Below are 20,874 nucleotides of genomic sequence, written 5' to 3'. Positions count from 1 at the left end.
GCCTTATCGAGGCCCTGAAGGTTTAGTTCGGCGCGGGCTCGAGCTCCGCGCCTGATCCGATTTAGCTGGCGACGATGTTGACCAGTTTGCCGGGCACCACGATCACTTTGCGGATCGTCAGGCCTTCGGTGAAGCGCAGCACATTCTCGTTGACCCGTGCGGCGGCTTCGACGTCTTCGCGACTGGCGCTGGCCGGCATGTCGATCTGGCCACGCAGTTTGCCGTTGACCTGGATCACCAGTTGCAGCGTGTCCTGTACCAGGGCGCTGTCATCCTGCTTTGGCCAGCCGGCATCGATGACTGCACCGCTGTGGCCCAGACGGCTCCACAGCTCATGGCTGATGTGCGGTGTGATCGGCGCCAGCAGCAGGGTGACCGTTTCCAGGCCTTCCTGAACCAGCGCGCGGTCCTGTTCGGTTGCCTGTGGTGCTTTTTCCAGCACGTTCATCAGCGTCATCACCTGGGCGATGGCGGTGTTGAACTTGTGGTTCTGGCCCACGTCCTGGCTCGCTTGGCGGATGGCCAGGTGAGTGCTGCGGCGAACGGCTTTCTGCTCGTCGCTCAGGCTCGCAACGTCCAGCTTGCCCGGCAGGCCCTGGCTCACATGGGCGTGCGCCAGGCGCCAGACGCGCTTGAGGAAACGATGCGAACCTTCGACGCCGGAGTCGGACCATTCGGCGCTCATGTCAGGCGGCGACGCGAACATCATGAACAGGCGGCAGGTGTCGGCGCCGAACTGGTCGATCATCGATTGTGGGTCGACGCCGTTGTTCTTCGACTTGGCCATCTTCTCGGTGCCGCCGATTTCTACCGGCAGGCCGTCCGAGATCAGCTTGGCGCTGATGACCTTGGCTTTGCTGTCACGCTCCAGCTCGACGTCCGCCGGGTTGAACCAGGTGTAGGCACCATTGGCTTCGCGACGGTAGTAGGTCTCGGCGATCACCATGCCTTGGGTCAGCAGGTTCTTGAACGGCTCGTCGGAGCTCACCAGGCCTTCGTCACGCATCAGCTTGTGGAAGAAGCGCGCGTAGAGCAGGTGGAGGATGGCGTGTTCGATACCGCCGATGTACTGGTCCACTGGCAACCAATGGTCGGCTGCGGATTTTTCCACCAGGCCACCCTCGTAGTGCGGCGAGGCGTAGCGGGCGTAGTACCACGAGGACTCGACGAAGGTGTCCATGGTGTCGGTTTCACGCTTGGCAGGCTGGCCGCATTTCGGGCAGTTGCACTCGTAGAACTCAGGCATGCGCGCCAACGGCGAACCGGCGCCGTCCGGCACCACGTCTTCGGGCAGGACGACCGGCAGTTGGTCTTCCGGCACCGGCACGTCACCGCAGGTTTGGCAGTGGATGATCGGGATCGGGCAGCCCCAGTAGCGCTGACGGCTGATGCCCCAGTCGCGCAGGCGGAACTGGGTGCGCGAGGCGCCCAGGTTCTTTTTGATCAGCGCAACTTCGATGGCGTCGAACGCGCCCTGGAAGTCCAGGCCGTCGAACTCGCCGGAGTTGATCAGGGTGCCGTGTTCGCCATAGGCGTCTTGCCACGGCGCCGGGTTGGTGTCACCGGAGCTGGTGCGCACCACGGATTTGATCGGCAGGTCGTACTTGGTGGCGAATTCGAAGTCGCGTTCGTCGTGAGCCGGCACTGCCATTACGGCGCCATCGCCGTAGTGCATCAGCACGTAGTTGGCGACCCATACCGGCAGCTTTTCGCCAGTCAGCGGGTGCTCGACGAACAGGCCGGTCGGCAGGCCTTTTTTCTCCTGGGTAGCGACGTCGGCTTCCGCCACGCTGCCGCCTTTGCATTCGGCGATGAACGCCTGCAGCTCAGGGTTGTTCTGTGCCGCCTGGGTGGCCAGCGGGTGCTCGGCGGCCACGGCGACGTAGGTCGCGCCCATCAGGGTGTCCGGGCGGGTGGTGAATACTTTCAGTGCGCCAGCAACGCCGATCGAATCAACGTTGTACGGGAACTGTACTTCCATGCCCTTGGACTTGCCGATCCAGTTGCGCTGCATGGTCTTGACCTGTTCAGGCCAGCCCGGCAGATCGTCGAGGCTCGACAACAGTTCATCCGCGTAGGCGGTGATCTTGAAGTAGTACATCGGGATTTCGCGCTTTTCGATCAGCGCGCCGGAACGCCAGCCGCGACCGTCGATCACCTGTTCGTTGGCGAGTACGGTCTGGTCGATCGGGTCCCAGTTCACGGTACCGCTCTTTTTGTAGATCACCCCTTTTTCGAACAGGCGAGTGAACAGCCATTGTTCCCAGCGGTAGTAGTCCGGCTTGCAGGTGGTCACCTCGCGGGACCAGTCCACCGCCAGGCCCAGGCTGCGCAGCTGGGTCTTCATGTAGGCGATGTTTTCGTAGGTCCACTTGGCGGGGGCCACGTTGTTTTTCATCGCGGCATTTTCCGCCGGCATGCCGAAAGCGTCCCAACCCATGGGTTGCAGAACGTTTTTACCGAGCATGCGCTGGTAGCGGGAAATCACGTCACCGATGGTGTAGTTGCGCACGTGCCCCATGTGTAGCTTGCCGCTGGGGTAAGGGAACATCGATAGGCAGTAGTAAGTCTCCTTGCCTGGCTGTTCACTGACTTCAAAGGACTTTTGCTCGTCCCAGAAGGTTTGGGCGGCATTTTCGATTTCACGGGGCTGATATTGTTCGTGCATGGCTACTTTTGAACTGAATAGGGGTGGCCTAATCCTCTTCGGTGCATGGCCGGGGTTGATCGACACCAAAAAGCGGCGCGTCCGTGCCCAAACCCTGCGGGAAGTGGAGTTACAGGAAGCGCCGTAGCATACATGACCCCACTCTATCGAGGGAAACCCTGATTGCGCAGGCCTGGCCGTCTGTCGCGGCACCGGGCAGGCGCAGCCACGGGGGCTACGCTGTTTATTGGGGAGCAAGAACTTTCTTCAATGAGGTGAGGGGATGGCTGAATCGCAGCGAACTTTAACGAAACCGCAGTTGTACGAAGGACTGATCGACCGTTTGGGTCGTGCATTGGATGCAGCAGATACCGCAGGCCGTTTGTGTGATGAGCGGCCTCAGGAGCTGGAGTTGCGTGGCTTGAGCCAGGCAGAGCTTGAATTGATCAAGGTTTACCTGGAGTCCAATCACCACCGCGCAGCACTTGGGCAGGCCTCCCCGCCAGCCCAGGAGCCCTCGCGCTCGGCTAAGGTGATTTGGCTGAAAGACTTGCCCACCGCCCGCGGCCCGGAAAAGCGCCGGGCCGTACGGTGCAAGTGAAGCACAGCGTTATCCGTTAACCTTCTCAAAATGTGCTGGTAAAGATTGTCGCTAAATCCCGTTGCATCTAGGCTTCGGGCATCTTTGGAGATGCCCGATGCCTTTTCGTTATTTCATTAAACAATTGTTGTTGCCGCCCGGCATTTTCTTGCTGCTGCTCGCACTTGCCTGGTGGTTTCGCCGCAGCCGCCCGCGCCTGGCTGGCGTGTGCTTTGCCCTTGGGTTTGGCGGCATGTGGCTGATCAGCCTGCCGGTGATGGTGGAGTGGGGCGCCCGGGCCCTGGAGACGGAGCCGCCTTTGGCGCAGGAAGACTGGTCGACCCTGGCCCAGCGTGCGGATGCCATTGTGGTGCTGGGTTCGGGGCGTGAGCGCGGCGATCCGGCGTGGGGCACCGACCAGCCGACCGGCGTCGGGCTTGAGCGCCAGCGCTATGCGGCGCGCCTGGCCAAGGCGTCGGGGTTGCCGGTGCTGACCAGCGGCGGGCTGCACTACGGCACGCCGCCCAGTGAGGCCGAGTTGATGGCGGTGTCGATGCGTGACGACTTCGGTGTGACGGTGCGTTGGAAGGAAGAGCGCAGCCGCACCACCTGGGAGAATGCGCAGATGAGTGCCGAGATTCTATTGCCCCAAGGCATCAAGCGCGTGGTGGTGGTGACTCAGGCGTGGCACATGCCGCGTTCGGTGTGGAGCTTTGAGAAGGCCGGTTTCACCGTGGTGCCCGGGCCGGTCGGCTTTCTGGGGGTGGACAACTCCCGGCCGCTCGGTGGCTGGATGCCGGAGTTCGTGTCGGTATGGCGCAGCGGGCAGTTGATCAATGAGGCAGTGGGGCAGGTAGGTTATCGATTGTTTTATAAGTAGCACCGCAGGACAAATGTGGGAGCGGGCTTGCTCGCGAATGCGGTGGATCAGTATCAGATGTGTTGACTGACACGCCGCCTTCGCGAGCAAGTCGCACCGCCGCTCCCACACAAGCCCGTTCCCACATGGGTTTTGTGTTGTCGTTTAGACCGTCTTGGCCATTCTTGCGGCCAGCAGCGCCCAGCCAAACAGCAGTACACACACAATGATCAACGGCCACGACCGCCATTGCAGGTACGGCGTGAGGTTGTGCATCGGCACCACTTCACCGTAAAGAATGCCGCGCTCGAACTGTGGGATCTGCTCGGTGATCTGCCCGTAGGGGTTGATCAGGCCGGTCACGCCGTTGTTGGTGGCGCGGATCATCCAGCGGCCGGCTTCCAGCGCACGCATCTGCGCCATTTGCAGGTGTTGCAAGGGGCCGATGGACGTGCCGAACCACGTGTCATTGCTGATCGTCAGGAGCAAATCGCTCTGTGCCGAGAGGCCGGCGGCAAACTCCGGGTACACCACTTCGTAGCAAATGAACGGTGCGATCTGATAACCCTTGGCCTGCAACATTGCCTGATCGGCCGGGCCTCGGGCGAAGTCCGACATCGGCAAGTCGAAGAACGCGATCAGCCCGCGCAGCATGTCTTGCAGCGGCACGTATTCGCCGAACGGCACGAGTTTTTGTTTCAGGTAGGTGCCATCACCTTCGCCCACCACGGTGATGCCGTTGAAGTAGCGCTTCTGGTGATGCACTTCCTGGCGGATCGGCACGCCGGTGATCAGCGCGGTATGCCGGTCCGCGGCAAACTTGCCCATCATCCCCAGATAGCCTTCAACCGACTCCTTGAGCACTGGCACTGCGGTTTCCGGCCAGATCAGCAAGTCGACGCGCTTGGAGGCGAAGCTCATGTCGCGGTACAGCGCCAGCTGCGCGTTGAGCTGTTCCGGGTCCCACTTCATGCTCTGTGCGACGTTGCCCTGGATCGCGGCGACGCTCAACGGTGCGCCGGACGGCGAGGTCCAGGCGTGATGCTTGAGGGCCAGGCCGATGGCCCACGGCGCAACCAGCAAGACCAGGCCCGCGCCGATAAAGGCGTTGCGCTTGCTCGCCAACAGGCGCGGCAAGTTGCACAGCACGGCGGCAGTCAGCGCCAGGGCGAAGGAGATCAGCCACATCCCGCCCAACGGCGCGAGGCCGGTCAGCGGACCGTCGAGTTGACTGTAGCCGGAGTACAACCACGGGAAACCGGTGAGGAACCAGCCACGAAACGCTTCCTGGCCGACCCACAATGCAGCAAAGGTCAGGGCATCGGCCAGCGGTGCTTCATTGCGGCGCAGCCAGCGGGCCCACAGCCAGGCGGGCAGGGCGAAGAACAGGGCGATGGCGGCGGTAAACAGCAGCATCAGGAAGCCAGCCAGCAGCACCGAGGCGCCGCCGAAATGGTGGATGCTGTAGTAGATCCAACTGGTGCCGGCACCAAACAGGCCGAAACCGAAACACCAGCCACGGCCCAAGGCCTGGCGTGGGCTCAGTTCCCGCAGGCCGATATAGAACAATCCGACGGCGATCAGCGCAAACGGCCACAGATCGAACGGCGCCAGCGCCAGGGTAGTGATGGCGCCGGCCACCACGGCCAGCAGGTTACCGGGCCAGCCGGGTGCGGTGAGACGGCGCATGTCAGTCCTTAGCGGGCAATAGGGGTCAAGCGGATCAAGTGGATACGACGACTGTCCGCATTAAGGATGCGGAAGCGGTACGCGCCGATCTCGGTGGTCTCGTTGCGTTTTGGCAGGTGGCCAAACGCATTCATCACCAGGCCGCCAACGGTGTCGAACTCATCGTCGGAGAATTCGCTGTCGAAGAACTCGTTGAAGTTTTCGATCGGTGTCAGCGCCTTGATCAGGAAATCACCGCTGGGCAGCGGCTTGATGTAGCTGTCTTCTTCGACGTCGTGTTCGTCTTCGATGTCGCCGACGATCTGTTCCAGCACGTCTTCGATGGTCACCAGGCCCGCCACGCCACCGTATTCGTCGATCACGATGGCCATGTGGTTGTGGTTGGCGCGGAACTCACGCAGCAACACGTTCAGGCGCTTGGATTCCGGCACGAAGGTGGCCGGGCGCAGCAGGTCCTTGATGTTGAAGCTGTCGCCGTTCTCCTTGAGGATCAGCGGCAGCAGGTCCTTGGCCAGCAGGACGCCCATGACGTCGTCATGGCTTTCACCGATCACCGGGTAGCGCGAGTGCGCCGAGTCGATCACGGCCGGGAGGAATTCCCGTGGGGTCTGGGTCGCCTTGATGCTGATCATCTGCGAGCGCGGCACCATGATGTCGCGTACTTGCAGGTCAGCCACCTGGATGGCGCCTTCGACGATGGCCAGCGCTTCGCTGTCCAGCAACTTGTTCTGGTGGGCCTCGCGCAGCAGCTCCAGCAGCTCCTGGCGGTTTTTCGGCTCGTGGGCAAAAGCCTGGGTCAGTTTACCCAGCCATGACTTCTGCCCGTTGCTCGATCGGTCTTCGCTCATAGCGATTACTCTAAATCCTTTGTTGTTTCAGTTAGGTGTCGATCAGTTTTCGTCGTCTGCGTAGGGGTCAGGGTGACCCAATTCAGCAAGCAACGTTTGTTCCAGTGTTTCCATTTCCTCGGCTTCGTCATCGTCTATATGGTCGTAACCCAAGAGATGCAAGCAGCCGTGGATGACCAGATGAGCCCAGTGGGCTTCAAGGGCCTTGCCTTGTTCCTTGGCCTCGCGCTCGACGACTTCGACGCAGATCACCAGGTCGCCCAGCAGGGGGATGTCCAGCAACTCGTCGGGTACGTCGGCGGGGAAGGACAGCACGTTGGTCGCGTAGTCCTTCTGGCGCCAGGTGTGGTTCAGTTCGCGGCCTTCGGGCTCGTCCACCAGGCGGATGGTCAGTTCCGAGTCAGCGGTGCGCTGGCGCAGGGCCAGGGCACACCATTGACGGAACTGCTCTTCGCTGGGGGCGGGCGCTTCGGTGGCCAGCTGCAGGTCTAGCTCAAGCATCGCGGCGAACATCCCTGGACAAGCCATCGTCACGGTGTTCGAAACGCTCGTAGGCTTCGACAATGCGCTGTACCAACGGGTGGCGGACCACGTCCTTGGGCATGAAGTGGGTGAAACTGATGCCCGGCACGTCCTTGAGCACCTCGATCACCTGGCTCAGGCCCGACTTGGTGCCTTTCGGCAGGTCGACCTGGGTGATGTCGCCCGTGATCACGGCGGTGGAGCCGAAACCGATCCGGGTCAGGAACATCTTCATCTGCTCGACGGTGGTGTTCTGGCTTTCGTCGAGGATGATGAAGCTGTTGTTCAGGGTGCGACCGCGCATGTACGCGAGCGGTGCGATCTCGATGACTTGGCGTTCGATCAGCTTGGCCACGTATTCAAAGCCAAGCATCTCGTACAGCGCGTCGTAGAGCGGGCGCAGGTACGGGTCGATCTTTTGTGCGAGGTCGCCAGGCAGGAAACCGAGCTTCTCGCCGGCTTCGACCGCCGGGCGTACCAGTAGGATGCGGCGCACTTGCTCGCGCTCCAGGGCGTCGACCGCACACGCCACGGCGAGGTAGGTCTTGCCCGTACCGGCGGGGCCGATGCCGAAGTTGATGTCGTTGCCGAGGATTTCCTTGACGTACTTCTGCTGATTCAAGCCGCGCGGGCGAATCATGCCTTTTTTGGTACGCAGGGCCACGCTGGCTTCGGCCACAGGGTTGTTGGCCAGGTCTTGCACGGCCGATTCCTGCAGGTACAGGTGCACGGTTTCCGGCGACAGCTCGCTACCTTTGGTTTCGCGGTAGAGGCGGCGCAGCAGGTTTTCCGCAGACGTGGTGTGCTGGGTTTCACCAATGAGTTCGAATTGATTGCCGCGGTTGCGGATCTCGATGCTCAGGCGTTGTTCGATCAGGCGCAGGTGCTCGTCGAACTGTCCGCACAGATTGGCGAAACGACGAGCCTCAAACGGCTCGAGGATAAAACGATGGGGTTCTGCTATGGGTGCGTTCAAGGTCGCTTTTAGCCGCCCTTTGGCTGTTGAGTTGAAAGAGAGAATAACGCCAGCTGCCTGTGTGCGAAAGCACTTAAATGGACTGACCCCACTCTCCAGAACAATGAAGAACCTTTGTGGGAGCTGGCTTGCCTGCGATGAGGCCGGCACATCCAAAATAGAGGTTGGCTGTTGCATCGCTATCGCAGGCAAGCCAGCTCCCACATTTGAGCTTCATTGGTCTTCAGGTTTTTGCGATCAGTTGATCAACGAGCCCCGCAGCGAGTGCGGTTGCGCCGCGTCGATGTGCACATCGGCGAACTGGCCGATCAAGGTCGGGTTGTCGCAGCGGAAGTTGACGATCCGGTTGTTCTCGGTGCGGCCTTGCAGCTCGCCTGGGTCTTTCTTGGAGTAGTCGGTAACCAGGATGCGCTGGACCGACCCGACCATTTGTCGGCTGATCTCGAACCCTTGCTGGTTCAAGCGGTGCTGCAATGCATTCAAGCGTTCTTTTTTCAGCGCTTCCGGGGTCTCGTCCAGCAAGTCGGCCGCCGGTGTGCCGGGGCGCTGGCTGTAGACGAACGAGTAGGAAAAGTCGAAACCGACGTCTTCGATCAGCTTCATGGTCTGCTGGAAGTCTTTCTCGGTCTCGCCGGGGAAGCCGACGATAAAGTCCGAACTGATGCAGATACCCGGCACCGCCGCACGCAATTTGCGCAGTTTGGATTTGTACTCCAGCGCGGTGTGGTTGCGTTTCATCGCCGCGAGAATGCGGTCCGAGCCCGATTGCACCGGCAAATGCAGGTGTTTGACCAGCTCCGGCACTTCGGCGTGGGCCTGGATCAGGCTGTCGGAAAACTCCAGCGGGTGCGAGGTGGTGTAGCGAATGCGCTCGATACCGTCCACGGCGGCGACCACGCGGATCAACTCCGCCAGGTCCGCCAGGCGGCCGTCGTCGGTCAGGCCGCGATAGCCGTTGACGTTCTGGCCGAGCAGGGTCACTTCACGCACGCCGTTTTCGGCGAGGTGGATGATTTCCGACAGCACATCGTCAAACGGCCGGCTGACTTCTTCACCACGGGTGTAAGGCACCACGCAGAAGGTGCAGTACTTGCTGCAACCTTCCATCACCGACACATAGGCGCTCGGCCCGTCGATACGCGGCTCGGGCAAGTGGTCGAATTTTTCGATTTCAGGGAACGACACGTCCACCTGCGGCAGCTTGGTGAAGCGCGCGGCGTCGATCATTTCCGGCAGGCGGTGCAGGGTTTGCGGGCCGAAGACCACATCGACATAGGGCGCGCGATCGCGAATCGCCGCGCCTTCCTGGCTGGCCACGCAACCGCCGACGGCGATCACCATGTCCGGGTTGGCCAGTTTCAATTCGCGCCAGCGGCCCAGCTGGGAGTACACGCGGTCCTGGGCCCGCTCACGGATCGAGCAGGTATTGAGCAGGATCACGTCGGCATCTTCGGCGCGGGCGGTGACTTCCAGGGCCTGGTGTTCGCCCAGCAGATCGACCATGCGCGAGCTGTCGTACTCGTTCATCTGGCAACCGTGGGTTTCGATGTAAAGCTTCTTGGCCATGGGAATCGTCAACTGGTGGTAAAGAACCGCGCATTATAGGGGGCATGCCCATTGGTTCCTAGCGTTGTGCATCGGGTGCCATGCTATAGTTCGCGCCCTCTTTTATATCCCCGATGTGTTGTTCGCCCACCATGACCAAACGTGAAGCTCCAATCTATAAGGTGATTTTCCTCAATCAGGGCCAGGTGTTCGAAATGTACGCCAAGCAGATCTATCAGAGCGATCTGTGGGGATTCCTGGAGGTGGAAGAGTTCGTCTTTGGCGAGCGCACCCAGTTGGTCGTCGATCCGGGCGAAGAGAAGCTCAAGGCGCAATTCGAAGGTGTGGTGCGCAGCTTTGTGCCGATGCATTCGATTGTGCGCATCGATGAAGTCGAGCGTTTGGGTACGCCGAAGATCAGTGAGGCGCGGGGGATGGGCAATGTGATGCCGTTTCCGATGCCGATGCCTGAGAAGTAGGGCGTTAGACCGCGTCGCTCCCTTCGCGAGCAAGCCCGCTCCCACATTCGACCGAGTTCCAAATTTGGAATGCAATTAAATGTGGGAGCGGGCTTGCTCGCGAAGAGGCCTTCAAAAGCACTGAAGATTCAGGGGAGGGGTGAGAAAGGCGAACGCCCGTCTGCACTCTGCAATTCCTGCAGATAATTGCGGAAGATCTGCCCCAGCACCTGGGTCGCCACTTCCAATTCATCACGCTGCATGTGCTCGGCCACTTCGTCGGCCGTGTCCAGCGCATCTTCGGCACCGTTGACCGCGGCCATCTTCAGCACGATATACGCCTGGACGTTGTTGGCCGGTACGCCTTCGCCGTGGAAGAACATGGTGCCCAGCTTGAATTGGGCTTCGGCATGGCCCTGCAACGAGGCTTTCTCGAAGTAGCTCAAGGCTTTGTTGAGGTCGCGGGCGGGGTTCTTGCTGTCATGGTAATACTCGCCCAACTCGTATTGCGCCTGCGCATCCCCGCCGTCGGCCTGTTTCTGACACGCGCTCAGGGCTTCGGCCTGGCTGTCTGGCTGGGTATTGAGGGTGCAACGACCCATCGCTGGGATTAACAACGAGTTGCCGCCTGCTTGTGCATGTGCCAGCAGCGGCTGAAGGAGCAACAGGCAGCCCAGAACCAGGGTGCGGCCGGTGCGTTTCATGGGAATCGACTTACCTCTGACGGGGCACGCGGACCCTCGCGGGATCCAATAAGCGCGCATTATGAAATAAGCAGGCCTCTGCTTACAAAGTCTTTACTCGTTTTTCTGCTGGTTGGGCAAGTTATCTGCCGGATTGCAGGTGATTTCTCGAAAAAACAAGGAAATGTCTGTAAGCAAAGTAGCAAATCTGACGCCACCGGGGGCGGCGTCAGGCGATGCATCGGCTTATTTCAAGGCAGCGAAGGCACGCTCGGCGGCATCCAGGGTCAGTTTCAGCTCGGCTTCGCCATGGGCGATCGAAGTGAAGCCGGCTTCGAATGCACTCGGCGCCAGGTATACGCCGCCTTCCAGCATCAGGTGGAAGAAGCGCTTGAACAGGCCGGCGTCGCTGCCCATCACATCGTCAAAGGTGACGATGTCGTCGGCACCGCTGAAGTACAGGCCGAACATGCCGCCTGCCTGTGTGGTAACGAACGGGATACCGGCAGCGTCGGCGCGTTGTTGCAGGCCGTCGAGCAGGCGGGTGGTGTAGTCGGTCAGCTCGGCGTGGAAGCCCGGGCGGCTGATCAGGCGCAAGGTGGTCAGGCCGGCCGCCATCGCCAGCGGGTTACCGGACAACGTGCCCGCCTGGTACACCGGACCCAGCGGTGCGATGTGCTGCATGATTTCGCGCTTGCCACCGAAGCAGCCGACAGGCATGCCGCCACCAATGATCTTGCCGAAGGTGCTCAGGTCTGGTGTGACGCCGTAGTACGCCTGTGCGCCGCCGAGGGCCACGCGGAAGCCGGTCATCACTTCGTCGAAGATCAGCACGACGCCGTGCTTGTCGCACTGCTCGCGCAGGCCTTCGAGGAAGCCCGGCGCCGGCGGTACGCAGTTCATGTTGCCGGCGACCGGCTCAACGATGATGCACGCCACGTCCTGGCCCACTTCACTGAGCATCTGCTCGACCGCAGCGATGTCGTTGAACGGCAGGGTCAGGGTGTGTTTGGCGAACGCCGCCGGCACGCCGGCCGAGCTTGGCACGCCTTGGGTCAGCAGGCCGGAACCGGCCTTGACCAGCAGGCTGTCGGAGTGGCCGTGGTAGCAGCCTTCGAACTTGATGATGCTGTCGCGGCCGGTGAAACCACGGGCCAGGCGGATTGCGCTCATGGTCGCTTCGGTGCCGGAGCTGACCATACGCACCATTTCCATCGACGGCACGATCGAGCAGACCAGGTCGGCCATCTCGGTTTCCATCGCCGTCGGCGCGCCGTAGGACAGGCCGTGTTGCAGTTGCTGGCGCACTGCGTCGAGCACGTCCGGGTGGCTGTGGCCGAGGATCATCGGCCCCCAGGAACCGACGTAGTCCACATAGCGCTTGTCATCTTCGTCGGTGACGTAGGCGCCTTCGGCATGCTTGAAGAACAACGGCGTGCCGCCCACGCTCTTGAACGCACGCACGGGGGAGTTCACACCGCCGGGGATGTGCTTCTGGGCATTGGCAAACAGCGTTTCGGAACGGGACATGATGGGCTCTCTGAAGTCAGAATTGCTTTCTATTTAAGGCGCAGAAGGGTGTTGAAGGCGCGGGCGCGGCGTGTCACTTCCTGGGTGCTGTCGGCACCGAACAGGCCGTGGACCACCGCCAGCAGGTCGGCACCGTGGGCCACCAGCGGTTCGGCGTTCTCCAGGGTAATGCCGCCGATCACGCAGATCGGCACCTGCAACCGCGCGCGGGCCTGGGCCAGCATTTCAACGGTGGCCGCCGGGGCGCCGGGCTTGGTGTTGGAATTGAAGAAGCGGCCGAAGGCGACATAACTCGCGCCTTCTTTGGCGGCCTGCTCGGCCAGTTCGATCTGGCCGTGGCAGGTGGCGCCGATGATCGCCTTGGAACCGAGCAGCGCACGGGCCGGAGTCAGCGGGCCGTCGGTCTGGCCCAGGTGCACGCCGACGCCCAGGCGCGCGGCCAGTTCGGCGTCGTCGTTGATGATCAACTGGGTCTTGTAGCGCGAGCACAGTTCGCGCAGCTTTTCCGCTTCACGCAGGCGGCGGGCTTCGTCGCTGCTTTTGTCGCGGTACTGCAGCAGGGTCACGCCACCGTCCAACGCCGCTTCGACGTAGGCGAGGAATTTGCCGGCCAACAGTTGGCTGTCGGTAATGGCATAAAGGCCACGTAGTTTCATCGGGCAGGTTCCTTGGTCTTACGAGCAGAAATCCAGCGGCAATCGGCGCGGTACGAACTGGCCCTGGCCGAGTTGTTCGGCGTCACGCAGGGTGCGCCAAGTGTAGTTGAGGGCCGATTGCACGGCACTGACCAAACCTTCGCCCTGGGCAATCCGCCCACTCAGTGCACTCGCAAGCGTACAGCCCGAACCGTGATAACTGCCCGGCAGACGCTGGCAGGTAAAGGTCTGCTGCGTGCCATCACGGCTATATAGGCGGTTGTGTACTTCATGCTCATCGCCATGGCCGCCGGTGATCAGCAGGTGCTTGATAAACGGCAATAGCTTCGCGGCGCATTCATCCGCCGTACCTTCGGGCAACTCGGCGAGGATGCGGGCTTCAGGCAGGTTCGGCGTGGCGATCAGCGACAGCGGGAACAAACGCTCGCGCATCGCATAACCGACCTCGTCCTTGCCCAGGCTGCCGCCGCCACCGGCGCGCAGCACCGGGTCGCACACCACTGGCAGGTGCGGGTGCGCCTGGAGCAGCTCGACCACGGTGTCGACCATCGCGGTGGAGCCGAGCATGCCCAGCTTGACCGCCGCGACTTCGGAGTCGCCAAGCACGGCATTGGCCTGGGCCAACACCCACTCGCGGTCGAGTACGCGGAAGTCGCTGACATTGACCGTGTTCTGCACGGTCAAGGCGGTGACGGCCGGAGCCGCATGGCAACCCTGGGCGAGCAGGGCTTCGATATCTGCCTGCAGGCCGGCGCCACCACTGGGGTCATGGCCGGAGAGACAGAGGACAACGGGGCGAGAGCTGTAGATATTCATGGTGCGCGAGCTTACCACCAAACGCTTTTTGCGTGGCTGTCTGGCGATGGCTGAATTTTGCTGCGCTAATGACGCTTTTCTGGCGCTGGCCTTGCCGGATAAAACGCGCCGAAAGGCCCGTGCTAGAGCCTCCGTAAAAATTAATTACATGGTGTCCAATGGCCTTTAGCGGCTATGCTAGAGTGGATCCAAATTACTAACAGTATCGCCGGTATACGTCTTCTCAAAAGGAATGGGGGGCTTTTGACTAACCGGACAGGCCACGCTGGGGCTCTATGCGCTATTTTTTCATTCTACTGTTGTGCGGGCTGCCGCTGTTCGCCAACGCCATCGGGTTCAACCAGGACACGCGAAGCCTGCCCCTGGGCCGAGTGATGCAAGTCCTTGAAGACCCCACCGATGCCCTCACTATCGCCGAGGTCAGCTCCCCCGCCTACGCCGCACAGTTCAAGCCCCATGACAAAGCCACCCTGAATGCCGGTTACTCGCGCTCGGTGTTCTGGCTCAAGGTCGACCTGCATTATCAAGCCAAGGACCCGCGCGCGCCGCGTACGTGGTTTCTGGAGTTGGCCTACCCGCCGCTCAACCACCTGGACCTGTACCAGCGCGACAGCACCGGCGCCTACCGCCTGAGCACCCGCACCGGCAGTGCGCTGCCGTTTTCCAGCCGTGAAGTGCGCCAGAGCAACTACCTGTTCAAGCTCAACTTCGTGCCCGACCAGCAGGAAACCCTCTACCTGCGCCTGCAAAGTGAAGGTTCGATCCAGGCCCCCCTGACCCTCTGGGCCGGCACCGCCTACCTGGAAGAACAACCGCTGCGCCTCTATGTCCTCGGCGCGATCTACGGTGTGCTGCTGGGGATGCTGATCTACAACCTGTTCATCTACCTGAGCGTGCGCGACACCAGCTACCTCTATTACATCCTCTATATCGCCTCGTTCGGCCTGTACCAGTTGTCGGTCAATGGCGTGGCCGTGGAGTACTTCTGGCCGGACAGCCCGTGGTGGACGAATGCCGCGGTGCCGTTTCTGATCGGGTCGGCCGCGCTGTTCGGCAGCCTGTTTGCGCGCAGCTTCCTGCACACCGCCCAGCACAGTCGCTGGCTTGACCGGATCTTGCTGGCGCTGGCCGCCTGTGGCGCGCTGGTGATGGCGCTGGCCCTGCTGACCAGCTACGCCGTGGCCCTGCGCCTGGCCACCGGCTTGGCGCTGGTGTTCACCGTGACCATCTTTATTGCCGCGATCAAGGCCTGGCTGTGTGGCCAACGCATGGCGCGCTATTTCATCATCGCCTGGTCGGCGTTCCTGCTCGGCGGGGTGGTCAACACGATGATGGTGCTGGGTTACCTGCCCAACATCTTCCTGACCATGTACGCCAGCCAGATCGGCTCGGCCATCGAAGTGGCGCTGCTGTCCCTGGCCCTGGCGGATCGCATCAACGGCATGCGTGAGCAGCAAGCGCAGATCCTGTTCGATGCCAGCCAGAAACTCGAAGTGCTCAACCAGCAACTGGCCCGCAGCAACCGGCTCAAGGACGAGTTCCTCGCCACCCTGACCCACGAATTGCGCACCCCCATGAATGGGGTGATCGGCTCCCTCGAACTGATGCAGACCGTGCCCCTGGGCGACGACCTCGCGCATTACCAGCAAACCGCCGCCGGTTCGGCGCGGGACATGATGCGCATGGTCAACGGCATCCTCACCCTCACCGAACTGCAAGCCGGGCGCCTGAGCGCCCAGCCGCAGGTGTTCAGCCTGCGCGGTGTACTCGACACCCTGCGTCAGCAATTCAACGCCAGCGCCCAGGGCAAGGGCCTGGAGTTTTCGATTGATGTGGCCGATGAACTGCCGGACCGAGTGCTCGGCGATGCCGACAAACTGACCCAGTGCCTGGGTTGCCTGCTGGACAACGCCTTCAAGTTCACCCACCAGGGCGCCGTGCGTCTGCGCGTGGTCGGCGTGCCGGATAGCAGCGGCGCGTTGCACTTGAGCTTTATCGTCACCGACACCGGCATCGGTTTTGCCTTTCTTGACGAGGCCACGCTGTACCAGCGCTTCTTCCAGCTCGACGGTTCGACCACCCGTGAGTACGGCGGCCTGGGCATTGGCCTGGCGATCTGCCGACAGTTGACTGAGTTGCTGGGCGGGCGCCTGACCCATCATTCCGAGCCGCGCAAGGGTAGCCGCTTCCAGTTGGAGGTGGAGGTCAGCCCGGTGCCGTCCGAACCGAAAAAAGCGCCCGACCGCCAGCGCTGCCCGCAGGACTGCACGGTACTGCTGGTGGACGACAACAGCGTCGGCCAACTGGCGGTGCGTGGCATGCTGCTCAAGCTCGGCTACCGGGTCAAAACCGTGGACACCGGCGCGGCGGCATTGGCGGCCTTGCAGGCGGACAGCTTCGATGCGGTATTGTTGGATGTGCCTGAAGGCGGTTTCTCGTTGTGCTGTCAGATTCGAGCACTGCCCGGTTGCGGTGAATTGCCGGTGATTGCGCTGAGCACGTCGTTGAATGTGTCGGACCGCGAGCGTTGCCATGGCATCGGCATCACCGACCAGCTGGGCAAGCCGGTGCGTTTCGACGCGTTGCAAGCGGTGCTGGAGCGTCGTGTGCTGTGCCAGGTCGAGGGCGAAAGCGCCGGACATTAGGCGCCTATGCCACTTTTTTAAGCGCAGAGCCGGTGCTTAACTGAAATTCAGGCCGCTGATGACCGTGGCCTTTTTTCCAGGAGGCCCGTCATGAACCTGCATCAATTCGCCGAAACCCACGACGTCACCAACCAGCCGCCCTCCCTGGACGGCACCAACCTGTATCGCATCGACCTGCCCCTGCAAGACTGGTCGCGCCGTTTCGGCGCCGGCTGGGCAGAGACGCGCCTGGATGCCTACGGCGCGCTGGCCGGTGGACCACTGATGGCGGCCGGTTTCCTGGCGAATCAGCACAAGCCGGAGTTCAGCAGCCATGACCGTTATGGCCATCGCATCGACACTGTGGCGTTTCATCCGGCGTACCACGAACTTATGCGCACCGCCGTCGAGCATGGCCTGCCGTCGCTGCCGTGGGCACACCCGCAGCCCGGCGCCCATGTGGCCCGCGCTGGCTTGACCTACCTGCATAGCCAGGCCGAAGCGGGCACCGGTTGCCCGCTGACCATGACCTTCGCCTGTGTCCCGGCCCTGCGCTTGCAGCCGGACTTGGCTGACATCTGGTTACCGAAAATCCTCAACACCGAATACGACCCGCGCAACGTCGGTATCGCCCACAAAGGCGGTGCCACCATCGGCATGGCCATGACCGAGAAACAGGGGGGCACCGATGTGCGCGCCAACACCACCCGCGCCTACCCGGTGGGCGCCGGTGGTCCTGGCCAGGCGTATGAACTGGTGGGTCATAAGTGGTTCTGCTCCGCGCCGATGTGCGATGGGTTCCTGACCTTGGCCCAGACCGACAAGGGGCTTACCTGTTTCCTACTGCCCCGGCACCGTCCGGATGACACGCGCAACGAGTTTTACATCCAACGCCTGAAGAACAAACTTGGCAACTGCTCCAACGCCTCCAGCGAAGTGGAGTTTCGCGGCGCCCTGGCCTGGATGGTCGGCGAAGAAGGTCGTGGCGTACCGACCATCATCGAAATGGTCGCCATGACCCGTTTCGATTGCATGGTCGGTTCCAGCGCGCTGATGCGCCAGGCGCTGACCCAGGCCAGCCATCATTGCGCCCATCGTACGGTGGGTGGCCGCCTGCTCAGCGAGCAACCGCTGATGCAAAACGTGCTCGCCGACCTGGCCCTGGAAAGCGAAGCCGCGCTGGCGTTGAGCATGCGCATGGGCGGCGCGCTGGATCATCTGGATGATGCGCGGGAAGCCAAGTTCGCCCGGCTGGTGACGGCGGTGGGCAAGTATTGGATCTGCAAGCGTGCGCCGGCGATGATCAACGAAGCAGCCGAATGCATGGGCGGTGCCGGGTATGTCGAGGACAGTATCCTGCCGCGTCTGTACCGTGAGGCGCCGGTGAATTCAACGTGGGAAGGTTCCGGCAACGTGCAGTGCCTGGACGTGTTGCGTGCGTTGTCGAAGGAGCCGGGAGTGTTGGAGGCGCTGTTCGTCGAACTGGGGGATGGGCATGGCGATAAATTGTTGGCGCGGCATGTTGAACAATTGAAAGCGGCGTTCATGGACACCCAGGACATTCAGTACCGTGCGCGGCAACTGACCGAGGACATCGCCGTGGCGTTGCAGGCCAAGTTGTTGCTGGAGGCGGGGAATGCGGCGGTCAGTGACGGGTTTATTGCCAGCCGGTTGGGTGAGTCGTCCGGGCGGGTGTATGGCACCTTGCCGCGTGGGGTGGATGTGGAAGCCATCGTCGCCCGCTCCACCCCCCAATCTCTCTGACAGCACTCGGTCAAAATTGTGGGAGCGGGCTTGCTCGCGAATGCGGTGTATCAGTCACCTATTCAGTAGCTGATCCACTGCATTCGCGAGCAAGCCCGCTCCCACATTATTAATCACATTCCAATTGCGCTGTTTCAGTAGGGCTGGGATACAGGCAAGATAAAGGCCTGCACGTCAGAACACAGGATGCTTACCGTGACCGAAGCTTTTGTTGTCGTTCAATCCGCCGAAGAAGCCGTGGACCGGCTGGCGGCCCTGCATGAGCGTGCTACCGGCGCACTCAACAGAGCCCTCAAGCAATACCTCAAGGACCGCGTCGAACCCGACGCCGAACAACGCGCGCTGTTTCGCTACCCGGAACTGCGCCTGACCTACCACTGCCACGGCGAAGTCCCACAGACGACCCGGGCGTACGCCAAGGTCCAGTTGCCTGGAACCTACAGCGTCACCGTGACCCATCCCGCCGCGTTCCGTAAGTACCTGCTGGAGCAACTGGTGCCGCTGATGCACGACTTCACCGTGACGGTGGAAGTGGGCGTCAGCGAGCAGAACATCCCGTACCCGTACGTGGTGGAGCAGGGCGACGAACTGGCCGGCTCCGGCGTGACTGCCGCGACCCTGGCCCGCGTGTTCCCGAGCACCGACCTGTCGGCCGCCACCGATGGCATCGCCGATGGCCTCTACGATTGGGAAAACACCGACCCGCTGCCGTTGGCACTGTTCGATGCGGCCCGCGTGGACTTCTCCCTGCGCCGACTGGTGCACTACACCGGCAGCGACTGGCGCCATGTGCAGCCGTGGATCCTGCTGACCAACTACCACCGCTACGTTGACCAGTTCATCCTGCATGGCCTGGAACAATTGCGCAGCGACCCGCGTTTTATCCGCATGGTGCTGCCGGGCAACGTGGTGATCGACAAGGCCATGGACCATGGCGAAGCGTCGGCGATTGCCGCAGGCGTGGTCTGGCACCGCTATCAGATGCCGGCCTATCACCTGCAGGCCAGCGACGGCCACGGGGTGACCCTGGTGAACATCGGCGTCGGCCCGTCCAACGCCAAGAACATCACCGACCACCTTGCCGTGCTGCGTCCGCATTGCTGGCTGATGATCGGCCACTGCGGCGGCCTGCGCCAATCCCAGACCATCGGCGACTACGTATTGGCCCACGCCTATATGCGCCGCGACGGGATTCTCGATCGTGTGGTGCCGCCGAACATTCCGATCCCGGCCCTGGCCGAGGTGCAAATGGCGCTGCAACAAGCGGCGGCCAATGTCACTGGCGAAAAAGGCGAAGAGCTGAAAAAACGCCTGCGCACCGGCACCGTACTGACCTACGACGACCGCAACTGGGAACTGCGCTGGGCCCAGGAACGGCCGCTGATCAACCTGTCCCGCGCCGTTGCCGTGGACATGGAAAGCGGCACCATTGCCGCCCAGGGTTATCGCTTGCGGGTTCCGTACGGCACCCTGCTGTGCGTATCGGACAAACCGCTACACAGCGAAATCAAGCTACCGGGTTCGGCCAACGCGTTTTATGAGCGTGCAGTCAGCCAGCACTTGAAGATCGGCATCGCCGCGGTGGATTTGCTGCGCACCGAACTCAACTCACTGCACTCGCGCAAACTGCGCAGCTTTGACGAGCCGCCGTTCCGCTAAGCGGTTGGGATGGTCATTTAACGGTCAGGCCACTAGCATTGTCGGTCCTGACCGTTAGATGTTCCTTGCCATGTCCCGTCCCACCCGTCCCGATTCGCGTCGCCCAGGCGTGAAACCCCCGTATTGCGCCGCACGGCGTGTCGCCAAGGCGCCACCGGCCGAGCCGAAGCTGATCCTGTTCAATAAACCCTTCGACGTGCTGACCCAGTTCAGCGACGAAGGCGGGCGCGCGACCCTCAAGGATTTTATCGACATCCCTGGCATTTACCCGGCGGGCCGCCTCGACCGTGACAGTGAAGGTTTGCTGCTGCTGACCAATGACGGCCAGTTGCAGGCGCGCATTGCCGACCCCAAGCACAAACTGGCGAAAACCTATTGGGTGCAAGTGGAAGGCGAGCCGACCACCGAGCAACTGCAACGCTTGCGCGACGGCGTGGAACTCAATGACGGCATGACCTTGCCTGCCCAAGCCCGGCAGTTGGACGAGCCCGAATTATGGCCGCGCAACCCGCCGGTACGCTTTCGCAAAAGCGTGCCCACGACGTGGCTGGAATTGGTGATTCGTGAAGGGAGAAATCGTCAGGTTCGACGTATGACCGCAGCGGTGGGCTTGCCCACGTTGCGTCTGGTGCGTGTACGAATTGGCGATTGGTCGATCGACGGCCTGGATCAAGGCCAATGGAAGGCAGTGCCGGCGCGCCTATAGGGCGCCGGACTCGATCAGGCCTATCACCACGCTCTTGATGATGAACGCGGCCACGCCCAGGCCCAGTACGAAAAACAGGATGAACGAGCCAAAGCGTCCGGCCTTGGATTTCTTCGCCAGGTCCCAGACGATAAAACCCATGAAAATGATCAGGATCGTGACCAGGCCGGTCATCATCCATTCTTCAAACAGGGCGGGGTCGATGTTGTTCATGGGGGCATTTCCGACAAAGGCAGGCGCGGAGTATAAGGCAGGGGCGCAGGCACTACATTGATCTGCGTCGAGCGCGGTCAAAATGTGGGAGCTGGCTTG

Annotated in this window: 18 protein-coding genes; 7 read left to right on the top strand and 11 right to left on the bottom strand. The window is 61.8% G+C overall.

The window, feature by feature from the left end:
• Positions 1-61 precede the first annotated feature (61 nt).
• Entirely contained in the window at positions 62-2,668 is a 2,607-nt protein-coding gene (gene leuS, locus IB241_RS14465; protein WP_192299026.1) for a leucine--tRNA ligase, read from the bottom strand.
• Positions 2,669-2,930: 262 nt separating this feature from the next.
• On the opposite strand from leuS, the gene IB241_RS14460 reads away from it, so the two are divergent.
• Together IB241_RS14460 and IB241_RS14455 are read left to right on the top strand one after the other, a co-directional pair.
• On the top strand, positions 2,931-3,248 hold the full coding sequence (locus IB241_RS14460; protein WP_192299025.1) for a hypothetical protein: 318 nt from the start codon (positions 2,931-2,933) through the stop codon (positions 3,246-3,248).
• Between the two features lie 97 nt (positions 3,249-3,345).
• Positions 3,346-4,107: a YdcF family protein gene (locus IB241_RS14455; RefSeq protein ID WP_192299024.1), complete on the top strand. Its 762-nt coding sequence runs from the start codon at positions 3,346-3,348 to the stop codon at positions 4,105-4,107.
• Positions 4,108-4,251: 144 nt separating this feature from the next.
• Here IB241_RS14455 and lnt read toward each other — a convergent pair whose 3' ends face one another.
• From lnt to miaB, 5 genes are all read right to left on the bottom strand, one after another.
• Complete coding sequence (gene lnt / locus IB241_RS14450) at positions 4,252-5,775, bottom strand: apolipoprotein N-acyltransferase (protein WP_192299023.1); 1,524 nt, start codon at positions 5,773-5,775, stop codon at positions 4,252-4,254.
• Positions 5,776-5,783: 8 nt separating this feature from the next.
• Complete coding sequence (locus IB241_RS14445) at positions 5,784-6,623, bottom strand: HlyC/CorC family transporter (protein ID WP_017528925.1); 840 nt, start codon at positions 6,621-6,623, stop codon at positions 5,784-5,786.
• A 42-nt stretch (positions 6,624-6,665) separates the two neighbouring features.
• Positions 6,666-7,124, bottom strand: a complete 459-nt coding sequence (gene ybeY / locus IB241_RS14440) for an rRNA maturation RNase YbeY (RefSeq protein ID WP_017735642.1) — start codon at positions 7,122-7,124, stop codon at positions 6,666-6,668.
• Positions 7,117-8,121, bottom strand: a complete 1,005-nt coding sequence (locus tag IB241_RS14435) for a PhoH family protein (protein ID WP_192299022.1) — start codon at positions 8,119-8,121, stop codon at positions 7,117-7,119. The genes ybeY and IB241_RS14435 overlap by 8 nt, the downstream gene beginning before the upstream one ends.
• A gap of 237 nt (positions 8,122-8,358) precedes the next feature.
• Positions 8,359-9,687 carry a tRNA (N6-isopentenyl adenosine(37)-C2)-methylthiotransferase MiaB gene (gene miaB, locus IB241_RS14430; protein WP_192299021.1) on the bottom strand — a complete coding sequence of 443 codons (1,329 nt, stop codon included), beginning with the start codon at positions 9,685-9,687 and terminating at the stop codon, positions 8,359-8,361.
• Between the two features lie 131 nt (positions 9,688-9,818).
• Here miaB and IB241_RS14425 point away from each other — a divergent pair, with 131 nt between their 5' ends.
• Complete coding sequence (locus tag IB241_RS14425; protein WP_017735645.1) at positions 9,819-10,145, top strand: DUF1820 family protein; 327 nt, start codon at positions 9,819-9,821, stop codon at positions 10,143-10,145.
• 128 nt (positions 10,146-10,273) lie between these two features.
• On the opposite strand, the gene IB241_RS14420 is transcribed toward IB241_RS14425, so the two are convergent.
• From IB241_RS14420 to IB241_RS14405, 4 genes are all read right to left on the bottom strand, one after another.
• On the bottom strand, positions 10,274-10,828 hold the full coding sequence (locus IB241_RS14420) for a tetratricopeptide repeat protein (RefSeq protein WP_192299020.1): 555 nt from the start codon (positions 10,826-10,828) through the stop codon (positions 10,274-10,276).
• A 225-nt stretch (positions 10,829-11,053) separates the two neighbouring features.
• Positions 11,054-12,337: a glutamate-1-semialdehyde 2,1-aminomutase gene (gene hemL, locus IB241_RS14415; RefSeq protein WP_192299019.1), complete on the bottom strand. Its 1,284-nt coding sequence runs from the start codon at positions 12,335-12,337 to the stop codon at positions 11,054-11,056.
• A gap of 29 nt (positions 12,338-12,366) precedes the next feature.
• Positions 12,367-12,993: a thiamine phosphate synthase gene (gene thiE / locus IB241_RS14410; RefSeq protein WP_192299018.1), complete on the bottom strand. Its 627-nt coding sequence runs from the start codon at positions 12,991-12,993 to the stop codon at positions 12,367-12,369.
• Between the two features lie 18 nt (positions 12,994-13,011).
• Positions 13,012-13,809 carry a hydroxymethylpyrimidine/phosphomethylpyrimidine kinase gene (locus tag IB241_RS14405; protein ID WP_192299017.1) on the bottom strand — a complete coding sequence of 266 codons (798 nt, stop codon included), beginning with the start codon at positions 13,807-13,809 and terminating at the stop codon, positions 13,012-13,014.
• Between the two features lie 275 nt (positions 13,810-14,084).
• Between IB241_RS14405 and IB241_RS14400 the strand changes: the two genes are divergently transcribed.
• The 4 genes from IB241_RS14400 to IB241_RS14385 all read left to right on the top strand — a co-directional run bounded on the left by IB241_RS14400 (position 14,085) and on the right by IB241_RS14385 (position 20,562).
• Positions 14,085-16,454: a hybrid sensor histidine kinase/response regulator gene (locus IB241_RS14400; protein ID WP_192299016.1), complete on the top strand. Its 2,370-nt coding sequence runs from the start codon at positions 14,085-14,087 to the stop codon at positions 16,452-16,454.
• 90 nt (positions 16,455-16,544) lie between these two features.
• Positions 16,545-18,197 (top strand): acyl-CoA dehydrogenase family protein, encoded by a 1,653-nt coding sequence (locus tag IB241_RS14395; RefSeq protein ID WP_192299015.1) that lies wholly within the window; start codon positions 16,545-16,547, stop codon positions 18,195-18,197.
• Between the two features lie 186 nt (positions 18,198-18,383).
• Positions 18,384-19,856, top strand: a complete 1,473-nt coding sequence (amn, locus tag IB241_RS14390; protein WP_192299014.1) for an AMP nucleosidase — start codon at positions 18,384-18,386, stop codon at positions 19,854-19,856.
• A gap of 70 nt (positions 19,857-19,926) precedes the next feature.
• Positions 19,927-20,562 carry a pseudouridine synthase gene (locus IB241_RS14385; RefSeq protein WP_225595493.1) on the top strand — a complete coding sequence of 212 codons (636 nt, stop codon included), beginning with the start codon at positions 19,927-19,929 and terminating at the stop codon, positions 20,560-20,562.
• Here the strand turns inward: IB241_RS14385 and IB241_RS14380 are convergent.
• Entirely contained in the window at positions 20,557-20,766 is a 210-nt protein-coding gene (locus IB241_RS14380; RefSeq protein WP_025999909.1) for a DUF2788 domain-containing protein, read from the bottom strand. The two genes, IB241_RS14385 and IB241_RS14380, sit on opposite strands and share 6 nt — an antisense overlap.
• Between the last annotated feature and the right edge of the window lie 108 nt (positions 20,767-20,874).

Source organism: Pseudomonas sp. PDM05, from assembly GCF_014851685.1.
Lineage (GTDB): Bacteria > Pseudomonadota > Gammaproteobacteria > Pseudomonadales > Pseudomonadaceae > Aquipseudomonas.
Note: the sequence above shows the minus strand (reverse complement) of the source record. Positions and strands in the feature narration are given on the sequence as shown.